General features: G+C 73.1%; 20 protein-coding genes. 11 read left to right on the plus strand and 9 right to left on the minus strand.

What is annotated here, in order from left to right; all coding sequences use genetic code 11:
* A partial coding sequence (locus tag ACWEQG_RS31555) for a DUF222 domain-containing protein (RefSeq protein ID WP_452290303.1) occupies window positions 1-1,000 on the plus strand: 1,000 nt, incomplete at its 5' end.
* A 32-nt stretch (window positions 1,001-1,032) separates the two neighbouring features.
* On the opposite strand, the gene ACWEQG_RS31560 is transcribed toward ACWEQG_RS31555, so the two are convergent.
* Window positions 1,033-1,734, minus strand: a complete 702-nt coding sequence (locus ACWEQG_RS31560) for a CBS domain-containing protein (RefSeq protein WP_363472465.1) — start codon at window positions 1,732-1,734, stop codon at window positions 1,033-1,035.
* A 216-nt stretch (window positions 1,735-1,950) separates the two neighbouring features.
* On the opposite strand from ACWEQG_RS31560, the gene ACWEQG_RS31565 reads away from it, so the two are divergent.
* The 3 genes from ACWEQG_RS31565 to ACWEQG_RS31575 all read left to right on the plus strand — a co-directional run bounded on the left by ACWEQG_RS31565 (window position 1,951) and on the right by ACWEQG_RS31575 (window position 4,305).
* Window positions 1,951-2,610 (plus strand): CBS domain-containing protein, encoded by a 660-nt coding sequence (locus ACWEQG_RS31565; protein ID WP_452290305.1) that lies wholly within the window; start codon window positions 1,951-1,953, stop codon window positions 2,608-2,610.
* A 21-nt stretch (window positions 2,611-2,631) separates the two neighbouring features.
* Window positions 2,632-3,621, plus strand: a complete 990-nt coding sequence (locus ACWEQG_RS31570) for an Acg family FMN-binding oxidoreductase (RefSeq protein ID WP_452290307.1) — start codon at window positions 2,632-2,634, stop codon at window positions 3,619-3,621.
* An 87-nt stretch (window positions 3,622-3,708) separates the two neighbouring features.
* Window positions 3,709-4,305: an Rv1733c family protein gene (locus ACWEQG_RS31575; protein WP_452290309.1), complete on the plus strand. Its 597-nt coding sequence runs from the start codon at window positions 3,709-3,711 to the stop codon at window positions 4,303-4,305.
* A gap of 18 nt (window positions 4,306-4,323) precedes the next feature.
* On the opposite strand, the gene ACWEQG_RS31580 is transcribed toward ACWEQG_RS31575, so the two are convergent.
* Window positions 4,324-4,797: a hypothetical protein gene (locus ACWEQG_RS31580; protein WP_452290311.1), complete on the minus strand. Its 474-nt coding sequence runs from the start codon at window positions 4,795-4,797 to the stop codon at window positions 4,324-4,326.
* Window positions 4,798-4,955: 158 nt separating this feature from the next.
* Here ACWEQG_RS31580 and ACWEQG_RS31585 point away from each other — a divergent pair, with 158 nt between their 5' ends.
* Genes ACWEQG_RS31585 through ACWEQG_RS31595 form a run of 3 tightly spaced genes read left to right on the plus strand, consistent with a single transcriptional unit; the run spans window position 4,956 to window position 9,239 of the window.
* Window positions 4,956-7,352, plus strand: a complete 2,397-nt coding sequence (locus tag ACWEQG_RS31585; RefSeq protein WP_452290313.1) for a cation-translocating P-type ATPase — start codon at window positions 4,956-4,958, stop codon at window positions 7,350-7,352.
* Between the two features lies 1 nt (window position 7,353).
* Complete coding sequence (locus ACWEQG_RS31590) at window positions 7,354-8,217, plus strand: universal stress protein (RefSeq protein ID WP_452290315.1); 864 nt, start codon at window positions 7,354-7,356, stop codon at window positions 8,215-8,217.
* A gap of 14 nt (window positions 8,218-8,231) precedes the next feature.
* A complete protein-coding gene (locus tag ACWEQG_RS31595; RefSeq protein ID WP_452290317.1) occupies window positions 8,232-9,239 on the plus strand; it encodes a lactonase family protein in 1,008 nt (335 codons plus the stop codon).
* Here ACWEQG_RS31595 and ACWEQG_RS31600 read toward each other — a convergent pair.
* Genes ACWEQG_RS31600 through ACWEQG_RS31610 form a run of 3 tightly spaced genes read right to left on the minus strand, consistent with a single transcriptional unit; the run spans window position 9,229 to window position 11,941 of the window.
* Window positions 9,229-10,062: an SAM-dependent methyltransferase gene (locus ACWEQG_RS31600; protein WP_452290319.1), complete on the minus strand. Its 834-nt coding sequence runs from the start codon at window positions 10,060-10,062 to the stop codon at window positions 9,229-9,231. The two genes, ACWEQG_RS31595 and ACWEQG_RS31600, sit on opposite strands and share 11 nt — an antisense overlap.
* 42 nt (window positions 10,063-10,104) lie before the next feature.
* On the minus strand, window positions 10,105-10,920 hold the full coding sequence (locus ACWEQG_RS31605) for a DUF4253 domain-containing protein (RefSeq protein ID WP_452290320.1): 816 nt from the start codon (window positions 10,918-10,920) through the stop codon (window positions 10,105-10,107).
* Between the two features lie 49 nt (window positions 10,921-10,969).
* Window positions 10,970-11,941: a response regulator transcription factor gene (locus ACWEQG_RS31610; RefSeq protein ID WP_452290322.1), complete on the minus strand. Its 972-nt coding sequence runs from the start codon at window positions 11,939-11,941 to the stop codon at window positions 10,970-10,972.
* Window positions 11,942-12,061: 120 nt separating this feature from the next.
* Here ACWEQG_RS31610 and ACWEQG_RS31615 point away from each other — a divergent pair, with 120 nt between their 5' ends.
* The 4 genes from ACWEQG_RS31615 to ACWEQG_RS31630 all read left to right on the plus strand — a co-directional run bounded on the left by ACWEQG_RS31615 (window position 12,062) and on the right by ACWEQG_RS31630 (window position 16,747).
* Window positions 12,062-13,663, plus strand: a complete 1,602-nt coding sequence (locus ACWEQG_RS31615; RefSeq protein WP_452290324.1) for a peptide ABC transporter substrate-binding protein — start codon at window positions 12,062-12,064, stop codon at window positions 13,661-13,663.
* A 7-nt stretch (window positions 13,664-13,670) separates the two neighbouring features.
* Window positions 13,671-14,600, plus strand: coding sequence for an ABC transporter permease (locus ACWEQG_RS31620; RefSeq protein WP_346228876.1), 930 nt, complete (start codon window positions 13,671-13,673; stop codon window positions 14,598-14,600).
* Window positions 14,587-15,426 carry an ABC transporter permease gene (locus ACWEQG_RS31625; RefSeq protein WP_452290326.1) on the plus strand — a complete coding sequence of 280 codons (840 nt, stop codon included), beginning with the start codon at window positions 14,587-14,589 and terminating at the stop codon, window positions 15,424-15,426. The genes ACWEQG_RS31620 and ACWEQG_RS31625 overlap by 14 nt, the downstream gene beginning before the upstream one ends.
* Before the next feature lie 61 nt (window positions 15,427-15,487).
* Window positions 15,488-16,747 carry a hypothetical protein gene (locus ACWEQG_RS31630; protein WP_452290327.1) on the plus strand — a complete coding sequence of 420 codons (1,260 nt, stop codon included), beginning with the start codon at window positions 15,488-15,490 and terminating at the stop codon, window positions 16,745-16,747.
* A gap of 6 nt (window positions 16,748-16,753) precedes the next feature.
* Here the strand turns inward: ACWEQG_RS31630 and ACWEQG_RS31635 are convergent, their stop codons facing one another.
* The 4 genes from ACWEQG_RS31635 to ACWEQG_RS31650 form a co-directional block, all read right to left on the minus strand.
* Window positions 16,754-18,034, minus strand: a complete 1,281-nt coding sequence (locus ACWEQG_RS31635) for a M20/M25/M40 family metallo-hydrolase (RefSeq protein ID WP_452290329.1) — start codon at window positions 18,032-18,034, stop codon at window positions 16,754-16,756.
* The gene (locus tag ACWEQG_RS31640; protein WP_452290331.1) at window positions 18,031-19,872 is read right to left on the minus strand and encodes a S9 family peptidase; all 1,842 of its coding nucleotides are present in this window, start codon (window positions 19,870-19,872) and stop codon (window positions 18,031-18,033) included. Before ACWEQG_RS31640 ends, ACWEQG_RS31635 begins: the two co-directional genes overlap by 4 nt.
* Window positions 19,869-20,990 (minus strand): C39 family peptidase, encoded by a 1,122-nt coding sequence (locus ACWEQG_RS31645; protein ID WP_452290333.1) that lies wholly within the window; start codon window positions 20,988-20,990, stop codon window positions 19,869-19,871. Before ACWEQG_RS31645 ends, ACWEQG_RS31640 begins: the two co-directional genes overlap by 4 nt.
* A 92-nt stretch (window positions 20,991-21,082) precedes the next feature.
* On the minus strand, window positions 21,083-22,204 hold the full coding sequence (locus ACWEQG_RS31650; protein ID WP_452290335.1) for a DUF5925 domain-containing protein: 1,122 nt from the start codon (window positions 22,202-22,204) through the stop codon (window positions 21,083-21,085).
* Window positions 22,205-22,223 lie beyond the last annotated feature (19 nt).

A 22,223-nucleotide genomic window follows, 5' to 3' on the forward strand; every position in this document is an offset into this window, starting at 1 on the left:
TGCGTTCATGGCGTTGCTGGAGGAGAAGATCGCCGCCGAGCTCCTGGTCCTGGTCAACGCCGAATCCCTCCCCACCGACCCCACCCCCGACACCGGCCACTCCGCGAGCGTCGACCAGAGCGCTGCCAACAGCGCCGACCGCCCCGAGACCTTCGAGACCTTCGAGGCTCCCAAGGACACCCAGGCCACCGAAGACGTGCAGGACAGCCACGGCACCGGGCACACCGAAGGCGCCCGGAACGCTCAGGGCGCCGAGACGCCCGAGGACAGCCGGGGCAGCCGGGACCGCTGGGAGTCACGGTGGGGTGAGTGGCGATCGTCTGATCCACCTGGCGACGCCTCTGTCCGTCACACCCACGCCGGACCCCGGCCTGCGGGGGAGGTCCGGCATGGGCCGGGAAACGCGGAGAGGCCCTTCGGCACGCGGGGAGCAAAGCCGGTGGCGTCACCGGGACCAGAACCGGGGTCGCCACGGAGAGCAGAGCCGGTGGCGTCGCCGGGGTCGTCATCGGGGGCAGAGCCGGAAGGGCCACCGGGAGCGTCGGCCGGAGGGCTGCCGGGGGCGGTGTTGGGTCCACTGCTGGGGACGGTGCCGGGGTTGCTGCTGGCGACCGGGCAGGTGCTGCCCATCGCCGGCGTGCACCGCCTGGCCCGCACCTCCACCCTCGTGCGCCTGGTCATGGACGCCGACGGACAGGTGCTCGACATGGGCCGCAAGGTCCGCTTGGCCACCCCGGCCCAGCGGCGGGCGATCTTCGCCCGCTACGCCACCTGCTGGATCGACGGCTGCCCCCTCCCCGCCACCAAATGCCAGATCGACCACGCCGACAACTGGAGCACCGGCGGCCTGACCGACCTCAAACTGCTGGGCCCGGCCTGCCAGTTCCACAACCGCGACCGCTACCAACACCCCGACCGCTACACCCGCCGAAGGGCCGGCAAAGACCGCTGGGCCTTCACCTACCACCACCCCGCCAGAGCCCGGCGATCGCAGACGTGATCACCCGCAGGCGGGGCCGGCCCTTCCGGCGATCAGGCGCTCTCCCATGGACCGGCGTCGTCCTCCTTCCACTCCAGGCGGTCGACGACTCCGATCACGCCGTTGGTCCGCTCGACCATTCGCGTGAGCACCCGTGCCTGGGAGCGGCGCTCCAGCGCGCCGGTGAGCGTCACGACGCCTTCCGATACCGACACCTCGACGCCCGACAGGTCGGCCCACAGGCAGTTGCCGATGATGTCCTCACGTACCTCCCTGGCGATGTCGGCGTCCGCGCGGGCGAGGACCTTGAGCAGGTCGTGGCGGCTGATGATGCCCACGAGCACGCCCTCGTCGTCCACCACGGGCAGGCGTTTGACCCCGTGCCGGCTCATCTGGCGCGCGGCGCTGACCACGCTGGTGTAGGGCCGGGTGGTGACCGCGGGGGCGGACATGAGTTCGGCGGCGGTCACGCCGCGGGCCCGCTCCTGGGTCCTGGCGGCGCCGTGCCCCACGGCCTCACGCAGGCGCGCCCGCAGCGGCGGCCGGTAGCCCTCGCGGTAGAACTGCTCGCGGAACTCCTCCTTGCGCAGCAGGTCGGCCTCCGAGACCACGCCGACGACGTGGCCCTCGCCGTCGACCACGGGCACCGCGCTGACCTCGTGCGCGATGAGCACCTCGGCAACGTCCCTGAACGGCGTGCTGCCGTTGACGGAGGCGACCTCGCTGGTCATGACGTCCCGCACCTTCATGTGCATGATCGGCTCCTTCCCGGACCGTGGCCGTTCCCAGTTCCATCGCACCGCCGATCGGGCCGCATGCGAAGGGACTGAGGGCCCTGTCGACCGGGTCCTTAGCCATGGCTGGGGAGGACGTGACCGGTGGTCGAAGGTCCCGGGTGGTCAGGACCTTCACCGCTGACCCCGGGGGACGCGGCGAGGCACGCTGGCAATGAGGAGATGGGAGGCGTCGTCATGACGGCGAAGGTGAAGGATGTCATGGGCAGGGTCGCCATCGCGGTGCCGATGGACGCGTCGTTCGCGGATCTTGTCGCCACCATGCAGCGGTTCAAGGTGGGCGCGGTCACAGTCATCGACGCCGACCGGCGTCCGGTCGGCGTGGTCTCGGAGGACGACATCCTCCTGAAGGAGTTCGCCCTGGACGAGAGCGTGTTCGACGGTCCCCGCAGGCGTGAGGAGCATCGCAAGGCGGCGGGCACGAAGGCCAGCCAGATCATGTCGCGCCCCGCGATCACGGTGACCGGCGGCACGTCGGTGCGGGACGCGGCCCGGCTGATGCACCGCAACCGCATCAAGCAGCTGCCCGTCATCGACGCCATGACCGGCCGCATCATGGGCACGGTGCACCAGGGAGACCTGCTGCGCGTGTTCGTCCGCCCGGCGGAGGACATCCTGGCCGAGATCGAGGAGATCGCCGCCCGGCTGAACCTCGGCCCCGACGACCTGCGGATCACCGTCTCCGGCGGCGTGGTCGGGATCAGCGGACAGGTGCCCCGCAGGTCGGACGTCAAGCCGCTGCTGCGCGCCGTACGCCACGTCGAGGGGGTCGTCGAGGTGGACGCCGACGTCGCCTTCCTCGTGGACGACCTGCTCATCGCCCCGCCGTTGCTGTAACCGAGCCCAGGGGATGAGATCGTGAACACTCGTACGTCCGAGGGGATCGCGCAGGCCGCTCAGGCCGCGGTGGAGGCGGCTCTGTGGGCGCCCTCGATCCACAACACCCAGCCCTGGTCGTTCGGCGTCTCCGGCGACGAGATCTGCCTGCGCGCCGACCCCGACAGGAAGCTGCGGATCTCCGACCCGACCGGCCGGCAGATGACGATCAGTTGCGGCGCCGCGCTGTTCAACGTGCGTATCACCCTGCTGGCGCTCGGCTACGAGCCCGAGGTCCGCCGTTTCCCGGACCCGGAGCGTCCGCTGCTGCTGGCCAGGATACGGGTGCGCCCCGGGCGTGAGCCGGGCGAGCACATCCGCCTGCTGCATGCCGAGATCGAGCGCCGCCGCACCCACCGGTCCGGGTTCACGGCTCTGCCGGTGCCGGATCGCCTGGTCGACGCGCTCATGTCGGAGGCGGCGCCCGAAGGCGGCCACCTGATGCCGATCACGTCGGACGCCGCCGCCCGCGTGCTCGCCGCGCTCACCGGCGCGGCCCAGGACGTGCAGTCACAGGACCGGTTGTTCGTCCTGGAACTCATGCGCTGGGCCCGGCCGCCGGGCAGTTCGCGCCGCGACGGGGTGCCGGCGGCGGGCTATCCGACCGATCCCCGGCGTATGCACCCCCAGCACTTCGCGCAGCGGGACTACGCCCGGGGGCACGAGTGGGGGCTGGCGCCGGACGAGCGGGTGTCCGCGTCGACGGGTCTCGTGGCGCTGCTCAGCACCGGCGGCGACGCCCGGGAGGACTGGCTGCGCGCCGGTGAGGCGCTGCAGCGGATGCTGCTGCACGCCTCCGCGTACGGGGTGAGCGTCGCCTTCCACACACAGGCACTTGAGATGCCCGAGTTGCGGGAGTTCATCCGCACGCATCTGTGCTCGGGGGAGTCACCGCAGATGATCATGCGGCTGGGGTTCGTCATCGACGAGAGCGAGAGCGTCCGCCGCGCCCCCTCCGAGGTCATGGAGTGAGGTAGGCCGATCTCGGGCCGCTCGGGCGCGCGTGGACGGGCGTGCCGGGGGAAGTGGGACCTCCTGTGGTCGTCAGGAGGTGTGCCCATGAGATCGATCGCCCGCTGGGTCGTGTCGCGGCTACGCCGCTACCGGCCTGATCGCAACCCGCTGCGCCGCCGTTCCGACCGGATCGAGGCGGCGCTCGTGGTGGCGGCGCTGGCCGCCGTCCTGCTCGCGGTGTGGCCTGCCGCGATGATCGCTCGTACGATGTACGACGGCGGCGTCAGGGCCGAGCGGGTGGGGCCGGGAGCGCGGCAGCTGGTCGAGGCCACCGTGATCCAGGACCCGTCGGCCGTCCAGGCCAACGCCCGCGGGCTGCTTTTGACGAGTCCGGCGCGGTGGACGCTGCCGAGCGGCGAGGTCCGGGAGGGCATGGTCCCGGTGGCACTCCTCCTGCGGGACGGCCCGGCGAACGCGCGGTTGTGGGTCGACGCCGAGGGCAGGCCGGCCGCGGCGCCGCCGCAGCGGGCCGAGACGGTGACCCGGGCGTGGCTGGCGGCCTTCGGCGTCGTGTCGGCGGCCGCCGTCCTGGCCTGGGCCGGATTCGCTCTGGGGCGTCATCGGCTGGACCGCAGGCGTTACCGCGAGTGGGAGGCGGCCTGGGCGGCGGCCGACCGGAGGTGGCGCCGCCATCACATCTGATGAACGCGCAGCGGTCGCTCACCTCATGCTCTGGGAGATGTCGCAGGAGGGGCTGCCTGGGGCGCAGTACGCGCCCTGACTGGTGATGCTCCCGGCGGAGGTGACGGTGGTCGACTGCGGGCCGCTCAGAAGCGAGGGCGTGCTGACGCCGTTGAGGTTCTGGATGTTCCGGCCGTTGCCTGAATTGTGCTGTGCGGCTCTGGTCCGTGAGTCCCGGGCGATCTGGTAACCCTGCGGTCCGGGCCTGGGCTCGGCCTGCGCTCTGGCCCTCGCCGCCTTGGCAGCCTTGGCGGCCTTGACTGCTTTTGCCGCTCTGGCCTTCGCTTTGGCCGCCGCGGCCGCGTGCGGCTTGCGGCGCAGCGGCGCGGAGGCCGCGTCCGCCGCCTCCGGGACGGCGAGGCCCGCCAGCGAGACGACGAGCGCGGCCACCGCGAGCCGCCGCACCGTCGTGACGAGACCGGTTCCGGGAACGTCCGCGCAGTGACGAGACACCTGGCAATCACCTGCCCACTAAGCTGCGGATATAAGCGACATAGGGCATATGCCCGTATCGCACGGATGGTTACCCTGCGTGGTGCGGGCCGAAGGTCCCGCGGGCCGATGGCTTTCGCCCGGGGCCGCCGCCGGAGGCCGGATGATCTGCTGGTGACATGACATCCGCTGTGCGCACGCTGCGCGGACTGCCCGAGGAGGAGGCCGCGCGCCTGCTCGCCGAGCAGGGGCCCAACGAGATCCCCCAGCCCCGGCCGCCGGCCCTGCCGGTGCGGGCCGCGCGTCAGCTGGCGGATCCGCTGTCGGTCCTGCTGCTGATGGCCGGCCTGGTCACGCTCGTCGTCCTCGCCGAGGTGCCCGAGGGCATCGCGATCCTGGCCATCCTGCTGGTGAACGTGCTGATCGGGACCGGCCAGGAGGCCAGGGCCGACAAGGCCGTGCGCGCGCTGCGGGCGCTCACCGCGCCGATGGCCACGGTCGTGCGGGACGACGCCGTCCGGCGGGTGCCCGCGGCCGAGGTGGTCCCCGGCGACCTCGTCGTCGTCGCGGCCGGGGACCGGGTGCCCGCCGACGCCCGGCTGGTCGAGGCCGAGGCGCTGGCGGTGGACGAGGCGATGCTGACGGGGGAGTCGCTGTCGGCGGCCAAACGGGCGGGCGGCGCCGGCGGGCCGGACGTGCCGCTGGGCGACCGCGCGGGGGAGGTCTTCTCCGGCACGCTCGTCGTGCACGGCTGCGGAACGGCCGAAGTGCTGCGGACCGGCGCCGCGACCGAGGTCGGCCGCATCGCCTCGGCCCTGCGCGGCGGCGGCAGGGGACCGCTGGAGGCCGAGCTCGCCCAGGTGTCGCGGCGCGTCGGCCTGCTCGCGGTCGCGGCGGGCGCCCTGATGATCCTCATCGGCCTCACCCGGGTCAGCCGGGGCGAGGCGTCGCTGGTCGACATCATCCTCGCGGGGGTGGCGCTCGCCATCGCCGCGGTGCCCGAGAGCATGGCCGCGGCCGTCACCACCGCGCTGGCGCTGTGCGCCCAGCGCATGGCCCGGCTCGGCGTGATCGTGCGCCGGCTGCCCGCCATCGAGGCCCTGGGCGCCACGACCGTCATCGCGGCCGACAAGACCGGCACGCTGACCACCGGCCACCTCACCGTGGCCGACCACCTCGCCGTCTCCGGCACCGAGCTGTGGCGGGCCGCGCTGCGCTGCAACGACGCCGAAGACGGGCTGGGCGACGCGGTGGACGTCGCGCTGGCCGCCGCGGCCGCCCGCGAGGACGTACGGCTGCCGGCCGGGGAGAGCCGGATCGCCACCCGTCCCTTCGACGCCGAGACCCGCTCGATGGCGGTGGTCACCGCCGGGGACGGGGCGAGCCCGCTGCTGACGCTCAAGGGCGCCCCCGAGGTGGTGCTGGCCCGCTGCGTGCCCGGTGAACGGACCGACCGGCTCGCCGAGGCCGTGTCCGGGCTGGCCCAGCGGGGGCTGCGGGTGCTCGCGCTCGCCGAGGGGGAGACCGGCGATCTGGACGCCTCCGGCCTACGCCCGCTCGGCCTGGTCGCGCTGCAGGACGAGATCCGGCCCTCCGCGCGCCGGGCCGTCGCCGACTGCCGGGCCGCGGGCATCCGGGTCGTGATGGTGACCGGCGACCACGCGGAGACCGCGCGCTCGGTCGCCGCGGAGGTCGGCATCGACGCCGGCGCCGTGGTGGCCCGGGTGGACCCCGCCACCAAGCTCGGCCTCGTACGCGAGCTGAAGGAGCGCGGGGAGGTGGTCGCGATGACCGGCGACGGCGTGAACGACGCCCCCGCCCTGCGGCACGCGGACGTCGGCGTCGCCATGGCCGGGGATGAGGGCACCGACGTGGCCCGCGAGGCCGCCGCCGTCGTCGTGACGAACGGCGAACTCGGCACGATCGTGACCGGCGTGCGGGAGGGCCGGAGGCTGCGCCACAACGTCGCCTCCATGATCGGCTACCTGCTCGCCGGCAACCTCGCGGAGATCCTCATCGTCCTGGCGGGGCTGATCGTCTGGCCGGAGCTCGTCGTGCCGCTGCTCCCGGTGCACCTGCTCTGGATCAACCTGGCCCTGGACGGGATCCCCGCGATCGCGCTCGGCGTCGACCGCCCGGCAGGTGACCCCCTCACGCTGCGGCGGCGCGAGAGGCTGATGGCGTGGACGGCGCTGACCCGCATCGGGCTGCGTGCGGGGGTCGTCGCGGTGCTCGTCTTCGCGGCCGTGGAGACGGCGCGGCGGCTCGGCTGGAGCGACGAACAGGTCCGCGCCCAGGCCGTGCTCGCCCTGGTCTTCGCCCGGCTGACCCTGGCGTACGTGACCCGGGCGCGCCGGATGACCTTCGAGCGCGGCTGGTGGCGTGGCCGCTCGGTGCTCGTGGCGGTGACGGCCACGCTGGCCCTGCAGACCCTCGTCACCGCCGTGCCCTTCCTGGGCGCGCCGCTGGCCCTCGTGCCGCTGCCGCCGCTCGGCTGGGCGATGGCTCTCGGCGCGGCCGTGCTCACCGTGACGCTGTGCGACGCGCTGCGCCGCGCCGCACCGGGACGTGAGTGAGATGAGGCAGGAGATCGTGGTCGCCTACGACGGCACCCGGCAGAGCCGCGCCGCCGTCGAGTGGGCCGCGGCGGAGTGCCGGGTCCGGCGACGCGCGGGCGTCACGGTCTGCGAGGTGTGGGACGGTCCCTACCCGGAGCGCGCCGAGGCCGTCGCCGCCGAGGAACGCCGCCTCGCGGCGCTGCGGCTGTTCGAGGGGGTACGGCTGGCCGAACGCCTGCTGCCCGGCCGGGAGGTCCGTCCCGTGCTCGTCCGGGGGAGTCCCAAGGACACGCTGGTCGCCCTCAGCCGGGAGGCCGCGATGCTGGTGATGGGGCACAGGGCGCATCGGGGGCATGGGGGGCGGCTGACCGGGCTGCTGTTCGGCTCGGTCAGCGCGTACGCCGCGGCGCACGCCGCCTGCCCGGTGGTCGTGGTCGGCGCGCCGGCGCCCGCACCGCCCGCCGGCGGGGTGGTCGTGGGGATCGACGCGGCGCGGCCGGACGGACCGGAGACGGAGTGCGCCCTGCGCTTCGCCGTGGAGGTCGCGCGCGGCCGGTCGCTGCCGCTGACCGCGGTCTACGCCACGCGAGGGGGCGGGCCGGAGGGCGAGCGGGCGCTGACGAGGATCGTCGAGCCGTGGCGGCGGCGCTGCCGGGCGGGGCTCACGATCGAGACCAGGGTCGTCGAGGCGCCGCCGCTGCCCGCCCTGCTGGCGTACGCCGGGAACGCCCCGCTGCTGGTCGTCGGGGCTCGCGGGGCCGGCGCCCGGACCCGGCTGCTCGGCTCGGTCGGGCAGGGCCTGCTGTGGCGCGCCCCCTGCCCGGTCGCGGTCGTCCACCCGGCTCCCGGCTGGCCGATACCATTCGGTATCCCGACGATCTGATCTTTGGAGTGACAATGCCCCGTCCCGGTCTGGTGATCGGCGGATACACCCCGGACACGGAGGGATCGGGCCCCGGCCTGACGGTGGCCCGGGCGCAGGCGGACGGGCGGCTGGAGACGGTGGCCGAGACGGCCGCCTCAGGACCGTCGTTCGTGGTCGCCCACCCGCGGCTGCCGCTGCTGTACGCCGCGCTCGAACGCGCCGGGGACGGCGGCCTCGCGGTCTTCGCCGACGAGCCCGGCGAGCCCGCCCCCCGGCCGCTGGCCGAGCACCCGAGCGGCGGGTCGCTGCCGTGCCACCTGGCGCTCGACGCGCAGGCGCGGTGGCTGGCGATCGCCAACTACGGCGACGGGACCGTCACGGCCTACCGGCTGGGTGAGGACGGGATGCCCGAGCCCGGCCCGCTGACGTTCCCCCACGAGGGGCGCGGCCCCCACCCCGACCGGCAGGAGGGCCCGCACGCGCACCAGGCGGTCTTCGGGCCCGACGGTGTGCTGTACGTGACCGACCTCGGCACCGACGAGGTGCGCCGCTTCCTGCCCGGCATGCGCCCGCACCCCGGCGGGCCCGTACGGCTGGCCTCCGGCAGCGGCCCCCGGCACTTCCTGCACCACGAGGGGCACTGGTACGTCACCGGCGAGCTGGACGGGACCGTGCGCGTCTACGACGGCGAGTGGCGGGAGGCGGGCGTGGTGCGGGCGAGCGGGGCCGCGGGAGAAAGCGGCGGCGGCAACCTGCCCTCCCATATCGCGCTGTCCGCCGACGGCCGCCACCTGTACGTCGCCAACCGGGGGCCGGACACCATCAGCGTGTTCGAGGTCGACGGGCCCCGGCTCACGCTGGCGGCCGAGGCGCCGGCGGGCGGAAGCTGGCCACGCCACTTCGTCGTCGACGGAGACCGCCTCTACGTCGCCAACCAGCGCTCGGACGCGATCGCGGTGCTGACGCTGAAGGACGGGCTGCCCGGCCCCGCCGAACAGGCGCTGGCGGTGGGCACTCCCTCCTGCGTGCTCATCCGGTGATCCGGCCGACGCCCCCGACGATCCACACGCGCTGCGCCTGGCCGGTGCTCTGCGGGGCGTCCGGCCGCCACTGGCGGATGTAGACGAGACCGGGGTCGACGAGCTCGGTGCCGTCGAAGAAGCGCAGCACCTTCTCCCGGCTCCGCGGCACGTCGTCGGCCTGCGGCACGATCTGCCGGAACAGCTCGACGATCGGCGCGGCCAGCTCGGGACGGCTGTCGAAGACGGCGTGGCCGATGGCCAGGTGACTGCCCGGGGCGAGGTGGTCGCGCACCTGGGCCACGCACTTGTACGGCTCGGCGGCGTCGGGGAGATACTGCAGCCGGGCCGGGATCAGCACCCCCACCGGCTGTTCGAAGTCGATGAGCCGGAGCATCTCGGGGTGGGCCAGCATCTCCGCCGGGCGCAGGATGGAGCCGTCCACCACGCCGGTGCCGCGGTCGCGGGCGAGCATGGCCCGCGCGTGGGTGAGCACCACCGGGTCGTCGTCGACGTACACCACCCGGGCGTCGGGCGCGAGCTCCTGGGCGACCTCGTGCGTGTTGCGCCGGGTCGGCAGCCCGGACGCCACATTGAGGAACTGCCGCACGCCCTGCTCGACGAGGAAGCGCACGACCCGCTCGAGGAACTCGCGGGTGTCCACCGCCATCGTCTTGACCTCGGGCGCGATGGCCATCAGCCGTTCGGCGAACGCCCGGTCGGCGGCGAAGTTGTCCTTGCCGCCGAGCAGGTAGTCGCTCATCCTGGCGATGTTCGCGGTGCCGGTGCTGAGGCCCGCCACCTTGGCGGGCCGCGCGCCCCCGTTCAGCTCCGTGCCGCCCAAGCCGTCTCCCTCGCTCATAATCGTCCGCCGGTAATTATCGTCCTAATCCCACCAGAACGACCAGGCGTTCTGACCCACGATCTGCTCGGCGTAGTCGGCCAGCGTGCCCGGGCCCTGCAGGACGCTGTCGGGGCAGAACGTCCAGTGCTCGGCCGCCACGTGCAGCGCGTGCGCGGGCGTGGCGGGCGGCGCGGCGACGCTGAGCTCCAGGGTGTTGAACCCCATGCCGACCACCCGCGCCCCGAACCGTTCCTCCCAGCTGCGCACGACGGCCGCCAGGGGCACGGTCCACTCGTTGTGGTGCAGCGCCCCCTGCCAGCCCATGGCGACCATCGCGTCGGCGCCGCGGTTCACCGCGGCGAGCCCGAGCGGCGTCATCCGCTCGGCCACCACGTCGGCGTACCAGTCGGCGACCACGTCGGGGTCGGCCACGAGCGCGGCGGGCGGTGCGATCCCCGGGCACTCGGCCCCGAAGGGGGCGAGGTACGCCTCGTGGCCCAGCAGCAGGTCCTGCCACGCCTCGGCCATGAACCCGGCGGCGCTGTAGTAGTCGACATGGTGGGGCGAGTCAGGCGCGATCTGCCCGGCCGACCAGGGCTGCACGCCGTCCTCCAGCAGCACCGGCCACAGGCCCGACCGGGGGTGCTCGGCGCGCAGCCGGGCCCACAGCCCGGCGGGCACCGGCTCGTCGCTCAGCCAGAACGAGGGATGGTGATGAGTGCGCAGTTTGTCGTAGTCGGGGTCTGGCCACACGAGGGACCCGGACGGCAGGTCGACGGACAGCACCCGCCCGTCGCCGCCGTCACCGAACAGCAGCTCCAGACCCGGGGGGAGCCGCCGACGCTCGTGAACCGACATGCGCCAATAATGTCGGACCCGGCCTCGGCACGTCCCGCAAGGGCGATCATTACGGGATGTCGAGCCTGCACAGCCCCTCGGCGAGAACCTTCGTGGTCAGGCGCGTCCGGCTGTCGCAGCCCAGCTTGGCGAAGATGTGCTCCAGGTGAGTGGTCACGGTGCGCACGCTCAGGACGAGCGCGGCCGCGATCTGCGGGTTGGAGTCGCCCTGCGCGACGCGGGTGAGCACCTCGATCTCCCGCGCGGTCAGGTCGTACGGCAGGGCGCACGGACGCTCGGCGATGACGGCGCCCTGGATGGAACCGTGGAAGCCCACGCCGGCCCGGTGGAGGCGCAGCTCGCGCCACTGGCCGGCGCCGTCCAGCCACAGCCCCCGCCGCGACAGCTCGCGGGAGTCGATGAACGCCCTGGCCAGCTCGGCCATCACGGGTTCGGCCGCGAGCGCCTCCGACGTGGGCCATCCGGCCACGTCCCTGCGCCGCCCGCCCCGTTCGTACGCGACGGCGTGGAAACCGGGCGGCAGGCCGAGCGGGTCGACGACGCACCGGGTCACGTCGGTGAGGTGGGCCAGGGCGGGGGAGACCGCGCTGATCACCGCGGGCGCCTCCGGCGGCAGCTCCGCGCGGGAGCCGACGTGCAGCAGCCCGGTGTAGCGCCCGCCGGTCAGGAACAGCGGTGTGGTGATCCCGGCGCGCCAGCCGTACGGCTCCAGGTGGCGGCGGAAGTAGCGCTCGGTGCCGGGGGAGCCCATGACGACGGGCGTGCGCCGGGACATGGCCCGGCGGTAGGCGTCGAGCCGGGCGTACTCCTCCGCGGCGTCGTCGTCCACCCGGGTGTAGCCGGCGGAGACCAGCGAGCGGTGGCGGCCGGTCGCCGGGTCGAACGCGACGAACTCGTAGGCCTCCACGGGGATGACCTCGCCCAATGCGGTCATCGCCCCGTGCGCCCCCTGCCGGGCCACCTGGAAGCCGAGTTCGGCGACGGCGTGCAGGCTCCGCGCGCTGAGGCTGATTGCGTCCATGGATCCTCCATGCTCAGCCTGCCCGGTAAAGGTTCCGCAAGGAATACGTAAAGTCTCCGATGCAGACGGCGGCCCTGTTACCTACCCTCACCCGCAACACGACGGAGAGGCGGAGGACCAGTGAGGGTCACGAGAAGCCGGGCGGCCGCCCTCGCTGTGGCGGCCATCATGCTGAGCGGCGCATGCGGGGGAGGATCGTCGTCCGACGGCGACGGCGGCGGCAAGGGAGCGAACGCGTTCTCGGTCGCGCTGACCGAACCCGACCATCTCACTCCGGGCAACACCTCGAGCAGCTACTCGCTCACCGTGCTCGACGCGCTGTTCGACACACCGGTCGCCATCGACCCCGCCACGGGCAAGCCGCAGATGCGGGCGGCCGAGTCGGTCACCAGCACCGACCAGAAGGTCTGGACGATCAAGATCAAGCCGGGGCGGAAGTTCAGCAACGGCGAGCCGGTGACCGCGCAGAGCTTCGCCGACGCGTGGAACGCGGCCGCGTACGGGCCGAACGCGTGGACCAACAACTACTACTTCGACAAGATCGAGGGCTACGACAAGCTCAACCCCGAGAGCGGGGAGCCCTCCACCGACAAACTGAGCGGTCTCAAGGTCGTCGACGACACCACCCTCGAGGTCACGCTCACCGCGCCGTTCAGCCAGTTCCCGATCACGCTGGCGTGGATCGCGTTCGCGCCGATGCCGAAGGCCGCGTTCGGCGACCTCAAGGCGTACGACCAGGCGCCGATCGGCAACGGGCCGTTCGTCCTGGACGGCGCCTGGGAGCACAACAAGCAGATCAAGGTCAAGCGGTCGCCGTCCTACACCGGCGAGCGCGCGGCCAAGGCCGACGCGGTGACCTTCAAGATCTACGCCAGCCGCGACACCGCGTACACCGACCTGCGGGCAGGCCGGGTGGACCTGCAGCTCACGATCCCCCCGGCGAGCGCGCCCGAGGCCAAGAAGCTGCTCGGCGACCGGTTCGTGGCGACGGCCGGCGGCACGATGGACTACCTCGGCGTCCCGGTCTTCGACAAGCGGTTCGCCAGCCCGGACCTGCGCAAGGCCATCTCCATGGCGATCGACCGGCAGGCCATCGTGGACGCGGTCTACAACGGCACGTTCAAGCCGATGTCGTCGCTGCTGGCGCCGCTGGTGCCCGGCTACCGCGAGAACGCCTGCGGCGAGGCGTGCACCTACGACCCCGCCAAGGCCAAGGCGCTATTCGACCAGGCCGGCGGCTTCAGCGGCACGCTGAACCTGTGGTTCTCCAACGCCGACCCCAGCTACGAGCAGTGGATGACGGCCGTCGCCAACCAGCTCAAGCAGAACCTCGGCATCTCCGACATCAAGTTCCGCAAGATCCCGGCGTCCGACTACCTGTCGACGCTGCGCGCCCACAAGCAGGACGGGCCGTACCGCAACAACTGGGTCATGGACTACCCGAGCCCGCAGAACTACCTGGAGTCCATGTGGGGCGAGGGCAACCGGATGGGCTGGGAGAACAAGGAGTTCCTCGACCTCATCGGCCAGGCCAACTCCGCCCCCACCTTCGACGACAGCCTCCCGCTCTACCAGAAGGCCGAGGACATCGCGCTCGCCGAGATGCCGATGATCCCGCTGTGGAACTGGCAGGACCAGATCGGCTACTCCAACCGGCTCAGCGGAGTGAACGTCACGCCGTACAGCGCCAACCTCGACGCGATCAGCGTGAAGCAGGGGTGACACGAGGGTGAGGTACGCCGCGCAGCGCCTGGCCCAGGCGATCCCGGTGTTCTTCGCGACCACCTTCCTGATCTACGCGATGGTGTTCGCGCTGCCGGGCGACCCGATCCTGGCGCTCGCGGGCGACAAGCCGGTGCCCGAGCAGGTGCTCGCCGTGATGCGGGCGCGTTACCACCTCGACGAGCCGCTGCTCGTGCAGTACGGCCGCTACATGCTCGGGGTGTTCCAGGGCGACCTGGGGGAGACCTTCACCGGCCAGCCGGTGAGCGAGCTCCTCCAGGACCGCTGGGCGGTCACCGCGCAACTCGCGCTGACCGCCTGGGTCTTCGAGCTCGCCGTCGGCGTCGGGCTCGGCGTCCTGGCCGGGCTGCGCCGCGGCGGGGCCGCCGACACGGCGGTCCTCGCCGGCACCACGTTCGTCATCGCGGTCCCGGTGTTCGTGGTCGGGTACACGGCCCAGATCGTGCTGGGCCTCAATCTGGGGCTGTTCCCGACCGCCGGGACCGACGAGGGCTGGCCCGGCAGCTACCTGCTGCCCGGGATGGTCCTCGGCTCGTTCGGGCTGGCGTACGTGGCCCGGCTCACCCGCACCTCCCTCGTGGAGAACCTGCGCGCCGACTACGTCCGTACGGCGACCGCGAAGGGTCTCGCACGGCGGCGGGTCATCGGGCTGCACGCGCTGCGCAACTCGCTCATCCCGGTCGTGACCTATCTCGGCGTCGACTTCGGCAACCTCATGGCCGGGGCGGTCGTCACCGAGGGCATCTTCAACCTGCCCGGCATCGGTCAGCAGGTGTTCCAGTCCATCCAGCTTCAGGAGGGTCCGGTCGTCGTCGGCGTCGTCACCCTGCTCGTCATGATCTTCATTCTCGCCAATCTGGCCGTCGACCTGCTGTACGGCGTGCTCGACCCGAGGATCCGCCGTGCTCGCGCGTGACGCCTGGGCGGAGCTGCGCGGCCGCGTGGTCTTCTGGTTCTCCACCGCCGTCCTGCTGGTGGCCCTGGCGATGGCGGCCTTCCCCGGGCTGTTCGCCCGCCTCGGCCCCAACGAGTCCTGCGACCTGCGCATGTCCAAACGCGGCCCCGCCGACGGCGCGCTGTTCGGGTACGACCTGCAGGGCTGCGACTACTGGTCGCAGGTCGTGCACGGCACCCGGGCGTCCATCGTGGTCGGCGTCGCGGTCACCGTCTTCGCCCTGCTGATCTCCATCGTGCTCGGGTTGATCGGCGGCTATTACGGGGGTGTCGCCGACGCGGTCATCTCCCGGATCACCGACGTGTTCTTCGGCATCCCGTTCGTGCTGGGCGCGACCGTCGTGCTGGTGGCCTTCCCCGACCACGGGATATGGGCGATGACGCTGGTCCTCGTGCTGCTCGGCTGGACGACCATGACCCGGCTGATGCGCGGCCAGGTCATCGCCGTCAAGGACATGGACTTCGTCGCCGCCGCCCGCATGCTGGGCGCAAGCGACCGCAGGCTGATGTTCCGGCACATCCTGCCCAACGCGATCGCGCCGGTCATCGTGGTGGCCATGCTGAACGTCGGGAACGTCATCGCGGGCGAGGCCACCCTCGACTACCTCGGCGTCGGCCTGCAGTACCCCGACGTGTCGTGGGGCCTGCAGCTGAACATCGCCCAGACGTTCTTCGCCGAGCACCCGCACCTGCTGGCCTTCCCCGCGCTGTTCCTCACCGCGACCGTGCTGAGCTTCCTCATGCTCGGCGACGTGGTCCGCGACGCCCTCGATCCGCGCCTGCGCTGAGGCTCCAGCTTCGGCACGCAACGCGACGGGATGAGCGCACGGAGTGAGCTAGCGTGCGCCCATGTCCACCGATCTCCCCGCCGCCCGGCACGACCCGGGCTCCTTCGACCTCGCCAGGGACGCGGCTCCCGGCCTGCCGCTGACGCTGGTGGAGCAGTGGCGCGCGAGCGGCCGCACCGCCGCCGACGCGCGGCGCCTGCTCGGCGCGCACGTCACGACCGGCTACAGCGTGGTCTCCGACTCCGCCGGGCTGACCAAATTGAGCCGCAGCCATGGCCTGCTGGAGGTGCTGGCGCTCATCGACGGACCGAAACGCGTCCTGCACGCGTACGGGACCGGCGCGGGCGGCCGGGCCGTCGGCGTCTGGGCGGCCGACAACGCGCAGATGTTCCACCCCGCCTCGACCGACGCGGGGGCGCTGCTGTCGGCACTGCTGCGGGCGCAGGACGAGATCGGGCGCACCTGCCGGATCCGCGTCGGCATAGGCGTCCACCACGGCGACTACTACGACCTGGACGGCGGCCTGTACGGCGCGGAGGCCGACGCCATCGAGCACCTCGCGGAGAACCACACCGAGGGCGGCGAGATAGCGGTGACGGAGGCCGTCGCCGAACGGCTGCCCGTGAACCACGGCTTCGTCCTGCGCCGCAAGGACGGGCAGGAGGGGCCTCTGGGCGCGGTCTACCGGGTCCTGGACGGCCCGCGCGACGGCGGCGCGGAGCCCGTGGACGGCCGGTGGTATCCCATCCCCTACTCCGCCGCCTTCTACGAGGACCTGCTGCGCCTGGACCCGCGGGACGCCGCTCTCGCCGCGACGCTCGCGGGAAGGCACCTGCGTGAGCGGACGGTGGTGCTGGCCGAGCGCGGCGAGGGAGCCGGACAGGAAGCCGGGGAGACGGCCGAGGTCGCGCTCCTGCGGGGCCTGGAGCTGTCGGCCCGCATGCGGGAGACGGGTCTGCGCCTCCTGCCCGCGGAGGGCGCCGTCGAGGTCAAGGTCGCCGGCCCGCTCGCCATCTACCTGTTCGACCGGCCCGGCCCCGCCGTGTCGTTCGCCCTGCAGCTGCGGAACGCCCTGGCCGCGGCCGGCATGACCTGCCGCGTCGGAGTGGACAGCGGGCCGGTGCTGTCCGGCCGGACGCCCGACGGCGGCCGCGACGTGGCCGGCGCGCCGGTGAACCAGGCGTCCAAGATGGCCCAGGACCTCGCCGCGCCGGGGCAGGTGTGCCTGAGCGAGAGCGTCGGCGCCCACGCGGACCTGACCGGGTTCACCCTCGTCCGGCACGCCGTCTCCGGCGTGGACATGACCTTCTACCAGGGCTGAGCGGTCCTACGAGGCCCTGGCGAGCAGCCGGTCGAGGACGCGCACGCCGAACTCCAGGCCCTCGACGGGCACCCGCTCGTCGAGGCCGTGGAACATGCCGAAGTAGTCGAGGTCCGGCGGCAGGAGCAGCGGCGCGAAGCCGTAGCCCTTGATGCCGATCCTGGCGAACCACTTGGCGTCGGTTCCGCCGGTCATGACGTACGGCACGGGCCTGCCGGCGGGGTCCTCGGCGAGCAGGGCGGCGGTGAGCTCGTCGAACAGCCCTTCGGCGGGGGAGGAGACGGCCTCCTCGAAGCTGACGAACTCGCGGGTGACCTTCGGGCCGAGCAGCCGGTCGACGGTCTCCAGGAACTCCTCGCGCTGCCCGGGCAGGAACCGGCCGTCAACGTGGGCCTCGGCCGTGCCGGGGATGATGTTGACCTTGTATCCCGCGTCGAGCATGGTCGGGTTCGCCGAGTTGCGCAGCACGCCCTTGAACAGCGCGGCCGCGCGCGGGATCCGCTCGATCTCCTCCTCCAGCCGGTCGGCGTCGATCGGCCGGCCGAGCGCCCGCGACAGCTCCTCGATCAGCCTTGCCACCTGGGGCGTCAGCCGTACCGGCCAGGTGTGGTCGGCGAGACGGGCGAGGGCCCGGGCGAGCTCGGCGACGGGGTTGTCCACGGCGGGCTTGGACCCGTGACCGGGCACGCCGCGGGCGGTCAGGCGCATCCAGGCGGTGCCGCGCTCCCCGACGGCCACCGGGTAGATGCGGACGTCGCCCTCGTACCAGGAGAAGCCGCCGGATTCGCTGATCGCCTCGGTGCAGCCCTCGAACAGGTCGCGGTGCCGCTCGACCGCGTGTCCCGCGCCGTACTCGCCGGTGGACTCCTCGTCGGCGAGGAACGCCAGCACGAGGTCGCGCCGGGGGCGCACGCCCCTGCGGGCGTTCTCGCGGGCCCAGGCGAGGGTCATGGCGAGCGTGCCCTTCATGTCGACCGCGCCCCGGCCGTGCACGCAGCCGTCGGCGATCTCGCCCGAGAACGGGTGCGTACGCCACTCGGCGGGGTCGGCGGGCACGACGTCGAGATGCCCGTGCAGCAGCAGCGCGTCGGAGCTGTCACCCGGGATGCGGGCCACCACGCTGGTGCGGCGCGGCGCCGACTCGAACACCACCGGCTCGATGCCGACCTCGGCGAGCAGGGACGCCACGTATTCGGCGGCGCGCCGCTCGCCCGGCCCGTCGCCGGACCCGTCGTTGGTGGTGTCGATCCGCAGCAGTTCCGAGCAGATCGCCGCGACCTCGCTCACTGTGTCTCCCCCTTGTGGAGCGTCAGCGGCGCGACCTCCGGCGTCGGGAAGCCGAAGACGATCCCGTAGAACGCCAGCTCGGCCTCCAGGACCCGGACGATGGTCTCCTCGCGCCGCCAGCCGTGCTGTTCCCCCTCGAAGGTGAGGTACGCCCACCGGTGCCCGTGGCGGGCCAGCGCGGCGGCGAAGCGCGCCGACTGCGCCGGATCGACCACCTTGTCCTCCAGGCCGTGCAGGAGCAGGGCCGGGCCGGACGCCCGTCCGGCGTGCAGTTCGGGCGACCTGTCCAGGTAGCGCTGCCGGGTCTCGGGCAGCGGGCCGATCAGCCCGTCGAGGTAGCGTGACTCGAAGTCGTGCGTCTCGGCCGCCCAGTGCTCGGGGTCGGAGATGCCGTAGTGGGACACCGCGCCGCAGAAGACGTCGCTGTGGACGAGCGCGGCCATCGACGTCCAGCCGCCCGCGCTGCCGCCCCTGATCGCCACCTTCTCCGCCCGCCCGGTGTCCAGCAGCCACCGCGCCACCGTCTCGCAGTCGCGGACGTCGACCACGCCCCAGTTGTGCCGCAGCCGCTCGCGGTAGGTCCGGCCGTAGCCGGTGGAGCCGCCGTAGTTGACCTCGGCGACGCCGATCCCCCTGCTGGTGAAGTACGCGATCTCCAGGTCGAGCACCGGCGCGGCCGAACTGGTCGGCCCGCCGTGCACGAACACCACGTACGGCGCGGGCTCGCCGCCGGCCGGGGCGTACAGGTGCGCGTGCACTCCGTCCACGGTCACGGCCTCGGGTGTGGGCAGCTCGGCGTCCCCGGGCACCGGCTTGCCGGGGGACAGCACCTCGTGGGCCCCGGTGTCCAGGTCGGCCCGCACCACCTCGTACGGCCGGAGGGGCGATGCCGCCACGCCCACGACGTGGGAGCCGCGGGCCGACAGGGCGGGCACCCAGTGGGTGTAGTCGCCGCCCACGTCCCGGATGGAACTCGCTGCGGCGGGGTCGTCGAGGACTCCGAGCCGCCGCTCGTCGGCCGTGCCGTACACGGCCGCGATGCGGCCGCCGGCGACGGCGAAGAACGTCCCGCCGATCTTCCAGGTGGCGTCGCCGAACTCCAGCGGCACCGGGGTCAGGTCGCGCGCCGTGCCGTCCAGCCCCACGAGGTGGATGTTCCACCAGCCGGTGGGGTCGGTGACGGCGTACAGGCTGTCGTCGTCGCGCCACTCGGCCTGGCAGGTTGACGCGCCGGACAGCAGGACCCGGTGAGGGGCGCGGTGGGGACCGCCCTCCACCGGGCCGACGCAGAGCTCGGTGGCGTCCCAGGGCATGTCCGGATGGTTCCAGCCGATCCAGGCGAGCGTCCGCCCGTCCGGCGACACGCGCGGGTTCATCAGGAAGTGGTGACTCTTCACCACGCTGCGCAGGGGAGAGCCGTCCAGCGGCACCGCGACGATGTCACGCTCGCCGCTGCGGGCCTCGCCCCGCTCCCGCACGCACCACACCTCGTCGCCGTGGACGACCAGGTCGGCGTAGCGGGCGGAGTCGCCGGGCGTGAGCGGGACCGGCTCCTCGCCGGGGGAGCACAGGTAGATCCGCCCGTCCGCCCAGTTGGTGAACACCAGGCGGCCCTCGTGCGCCCGCCAGGACCGCCCGCCGTACTCCATGACCCGGTTCCTGGCGTTCCAGCCCTGCGGGAGCACGTCCTCGATCACGCCGTCGGCCCTGCGCCGCACCACGCAACGCCGGCCGCCCTCCCGCGGGCGCGGCTCGTCCCACCAGACCTCGTCTCCCGAGATCTCCACCCACAGCGGGCGGTCGTCCACCCGTGCGACGTCGACGGCCCGAATGGTCACCAGTTCCCCCCGGAGTCTGGAAGCGGAGTGCCGGGGGGATGCACGATGTGCGCGATCCCCCCGCTGCTCGTGGCGCGCAGCCAGACGTTCTCGAACGCCGCGCGCGGGTACACCCGCCGCACGCCGTCGTCGTCCGGCGCGGCCGGGTCGTTCGCGATCACGTCGCCGTCGGCCGTGAACCCCGTGACGACCATGATGTGCCCGCCGGTGGAGTATCCGGCACCCGGCAGCTCGTGATCGCGGAACGCCTGCGAGGTGATCACCGGGATCCCGGCGGCGATGAACCGCTCCAGCTCGGCCAGCGAGCGCAGCCGCGTGACGAAGCCGTCCAGCCCGTACCGCCCGGCGTACGCGACGCCGAAGGGCCAGTTGCCGGTCCCCTGGTAGCTGTGGTCGTACATGTCGCGCGCGGCGTGGTCGACCGCCGGGCACGGGTCGCCGGGGGTGACCCAGTCGAGCTCCGCCGGGGCGGGCCCGCGCCCCCAGTAGTCCAGCACCATCGTGAACGACGCGGGGCTGCACCAGGACTCCCCGCCGCCGTCCCACTGCGGATAGTGCCCCGCGTGGGCCTTCTGCGAACGGCGCGGCACGTCGAGCTCGACCGCCCGCGGCCCCGGCCGGCCGCCTCTGCCCGCCTGTCCCACGGCCGAGGCCATCACGGTCAGCGAGCGCACGGCGCCGCCGGTGCCGTACAGGGTGGCGCGCACGCGGTACGACGTGACGGGGCGGGCGGCGACGAAGGTGTCCACGGCGACGTCCCCGTCGGCGTCCCCCTGACCGGGCAGCGACGTGCGGTGGATGTCGGCGTCGGTCTCGGCCCACCGGCCCATGACGTACCACTTGGTCAGGGTGCCGGTGACGGTGCGCGCCTGGATCTCGATCTCCAGCCAGGCGCCGGGCGGCGCGGCGGCCGTCCAGGAGGGCACCAGCTCGGTGGCCGGGAAGCCGATCTCCCGCTCCGGGGACGTCCAGCGCGTGCAGGGCCACTCCCGCTCGCCGCCGGGCGCGAACGGGTCCAGGTATTTCGCCGTCCCCGTCTCCCGGGCCTCGACGGACCAGCGGTGGAGGACGACGGGGCTCGCCTGGGGGCTCGGTCCGGCCGACAGCAGGGTGACCACCTCGCCGATTGTTGTTACCGCCCCGACCTGGCACATCGGATGGTTTACGTATCCGACACATGGACGGTACGGCATCGGCCGCCGTGGTCCGGTCAGAGATAGAGGCCGATCGCGGGGGCCGGTTCGTCGGCGGTGGCCGGGCGGCCGTCGCGCAGGGCGAACAGCTCGGCGAGCGTCATCCCGCCGGGGCTCACGCCGTCCGCCCGGTCCAGCCACCGGGCCGCCTGGTCCGCCTCGAAGCGGCCGACCTCGACCTGGGCCAGGCACCGCCCGGGCCGTACGACGGCCGGGTGGAGCCGGCTGAGGTCCTCGTTCGTCGTGATCGCCACGAGCACGTCCCTGCCCTGGCCGAGGAGACCGTCGGTCAGGTTGAGCAGGCGGGACAGGCCCTGGCCCGTGGACTGCTTGGCCTCGGCGCGGATCAGTTCGTCGCAGTCCTCCAGGACCAGCAGCCGCCAGCGCGGCTCGTCGTCCTCGCCCGGGCCGTCCCAGCCGACGGCGACGTCCATGAGATAGCCGGGGTTGTTGAACAGCAGCTCGGGGTCGAGCACGCAGTCGACCTGGCACCAGGACGCCCACTCGCGGGCGAGCGTGCGCAGCAGCGTCGTCTTGCCGGTCCCGGGCGGGCCGTGCAGGAGGACCAGCCGGCCCGTCACGTCTGCCGCGGTGGTCGCCATGAGGGCGTCCAGGCGGCCGGTGGCGGCCCGGGGGTAGTTCCGCCTGATCTCCTGCCAGGACGAGGTGGTGATGGGCTTGGCGGAGCGGTGAGGGCCGTGGCTCGACCGCCACCAGAAGCCCATCCGCACGTGGTCGGAGCCGGGCGCCGCCTCCTCCGCGTCCCTGGTCGCCTGCTCCAGGACCGATCCGGCCAGCTCCTCGCTGACGGCCGTGGCGGTCAGCGTCGCCGACCGGTTGGAGTTGCGGACCACCCGCAGGGTCCATCCCTCACCCGCGATGAGCCGCGTCTCGTACCCGTCGGTGTGCTGGGCGACGCGCAGCAGGCGGCCGCCCTCGGGGGCCAGCGGGGCGCCGGTGCGGATCCGCGTGAGGCTGGTCGTGCGCGACCAAGGCTGCTCCCCGGTGACGAACGGCGACAGGGCCATCGCGTCGATCACGTCGGCCGGGCTGTCGGAGTCGTCGAGCCAGATCCGCATCGGCACCGGCTGAGGGGATGTGGGGTGAGGAGTGAAATCGACCTCCTTGACAACGGACATACAGCCATGATCTCGACGA

This window comes from Microbispora sp. NPDC004025, from assembly GCF_053604425.1.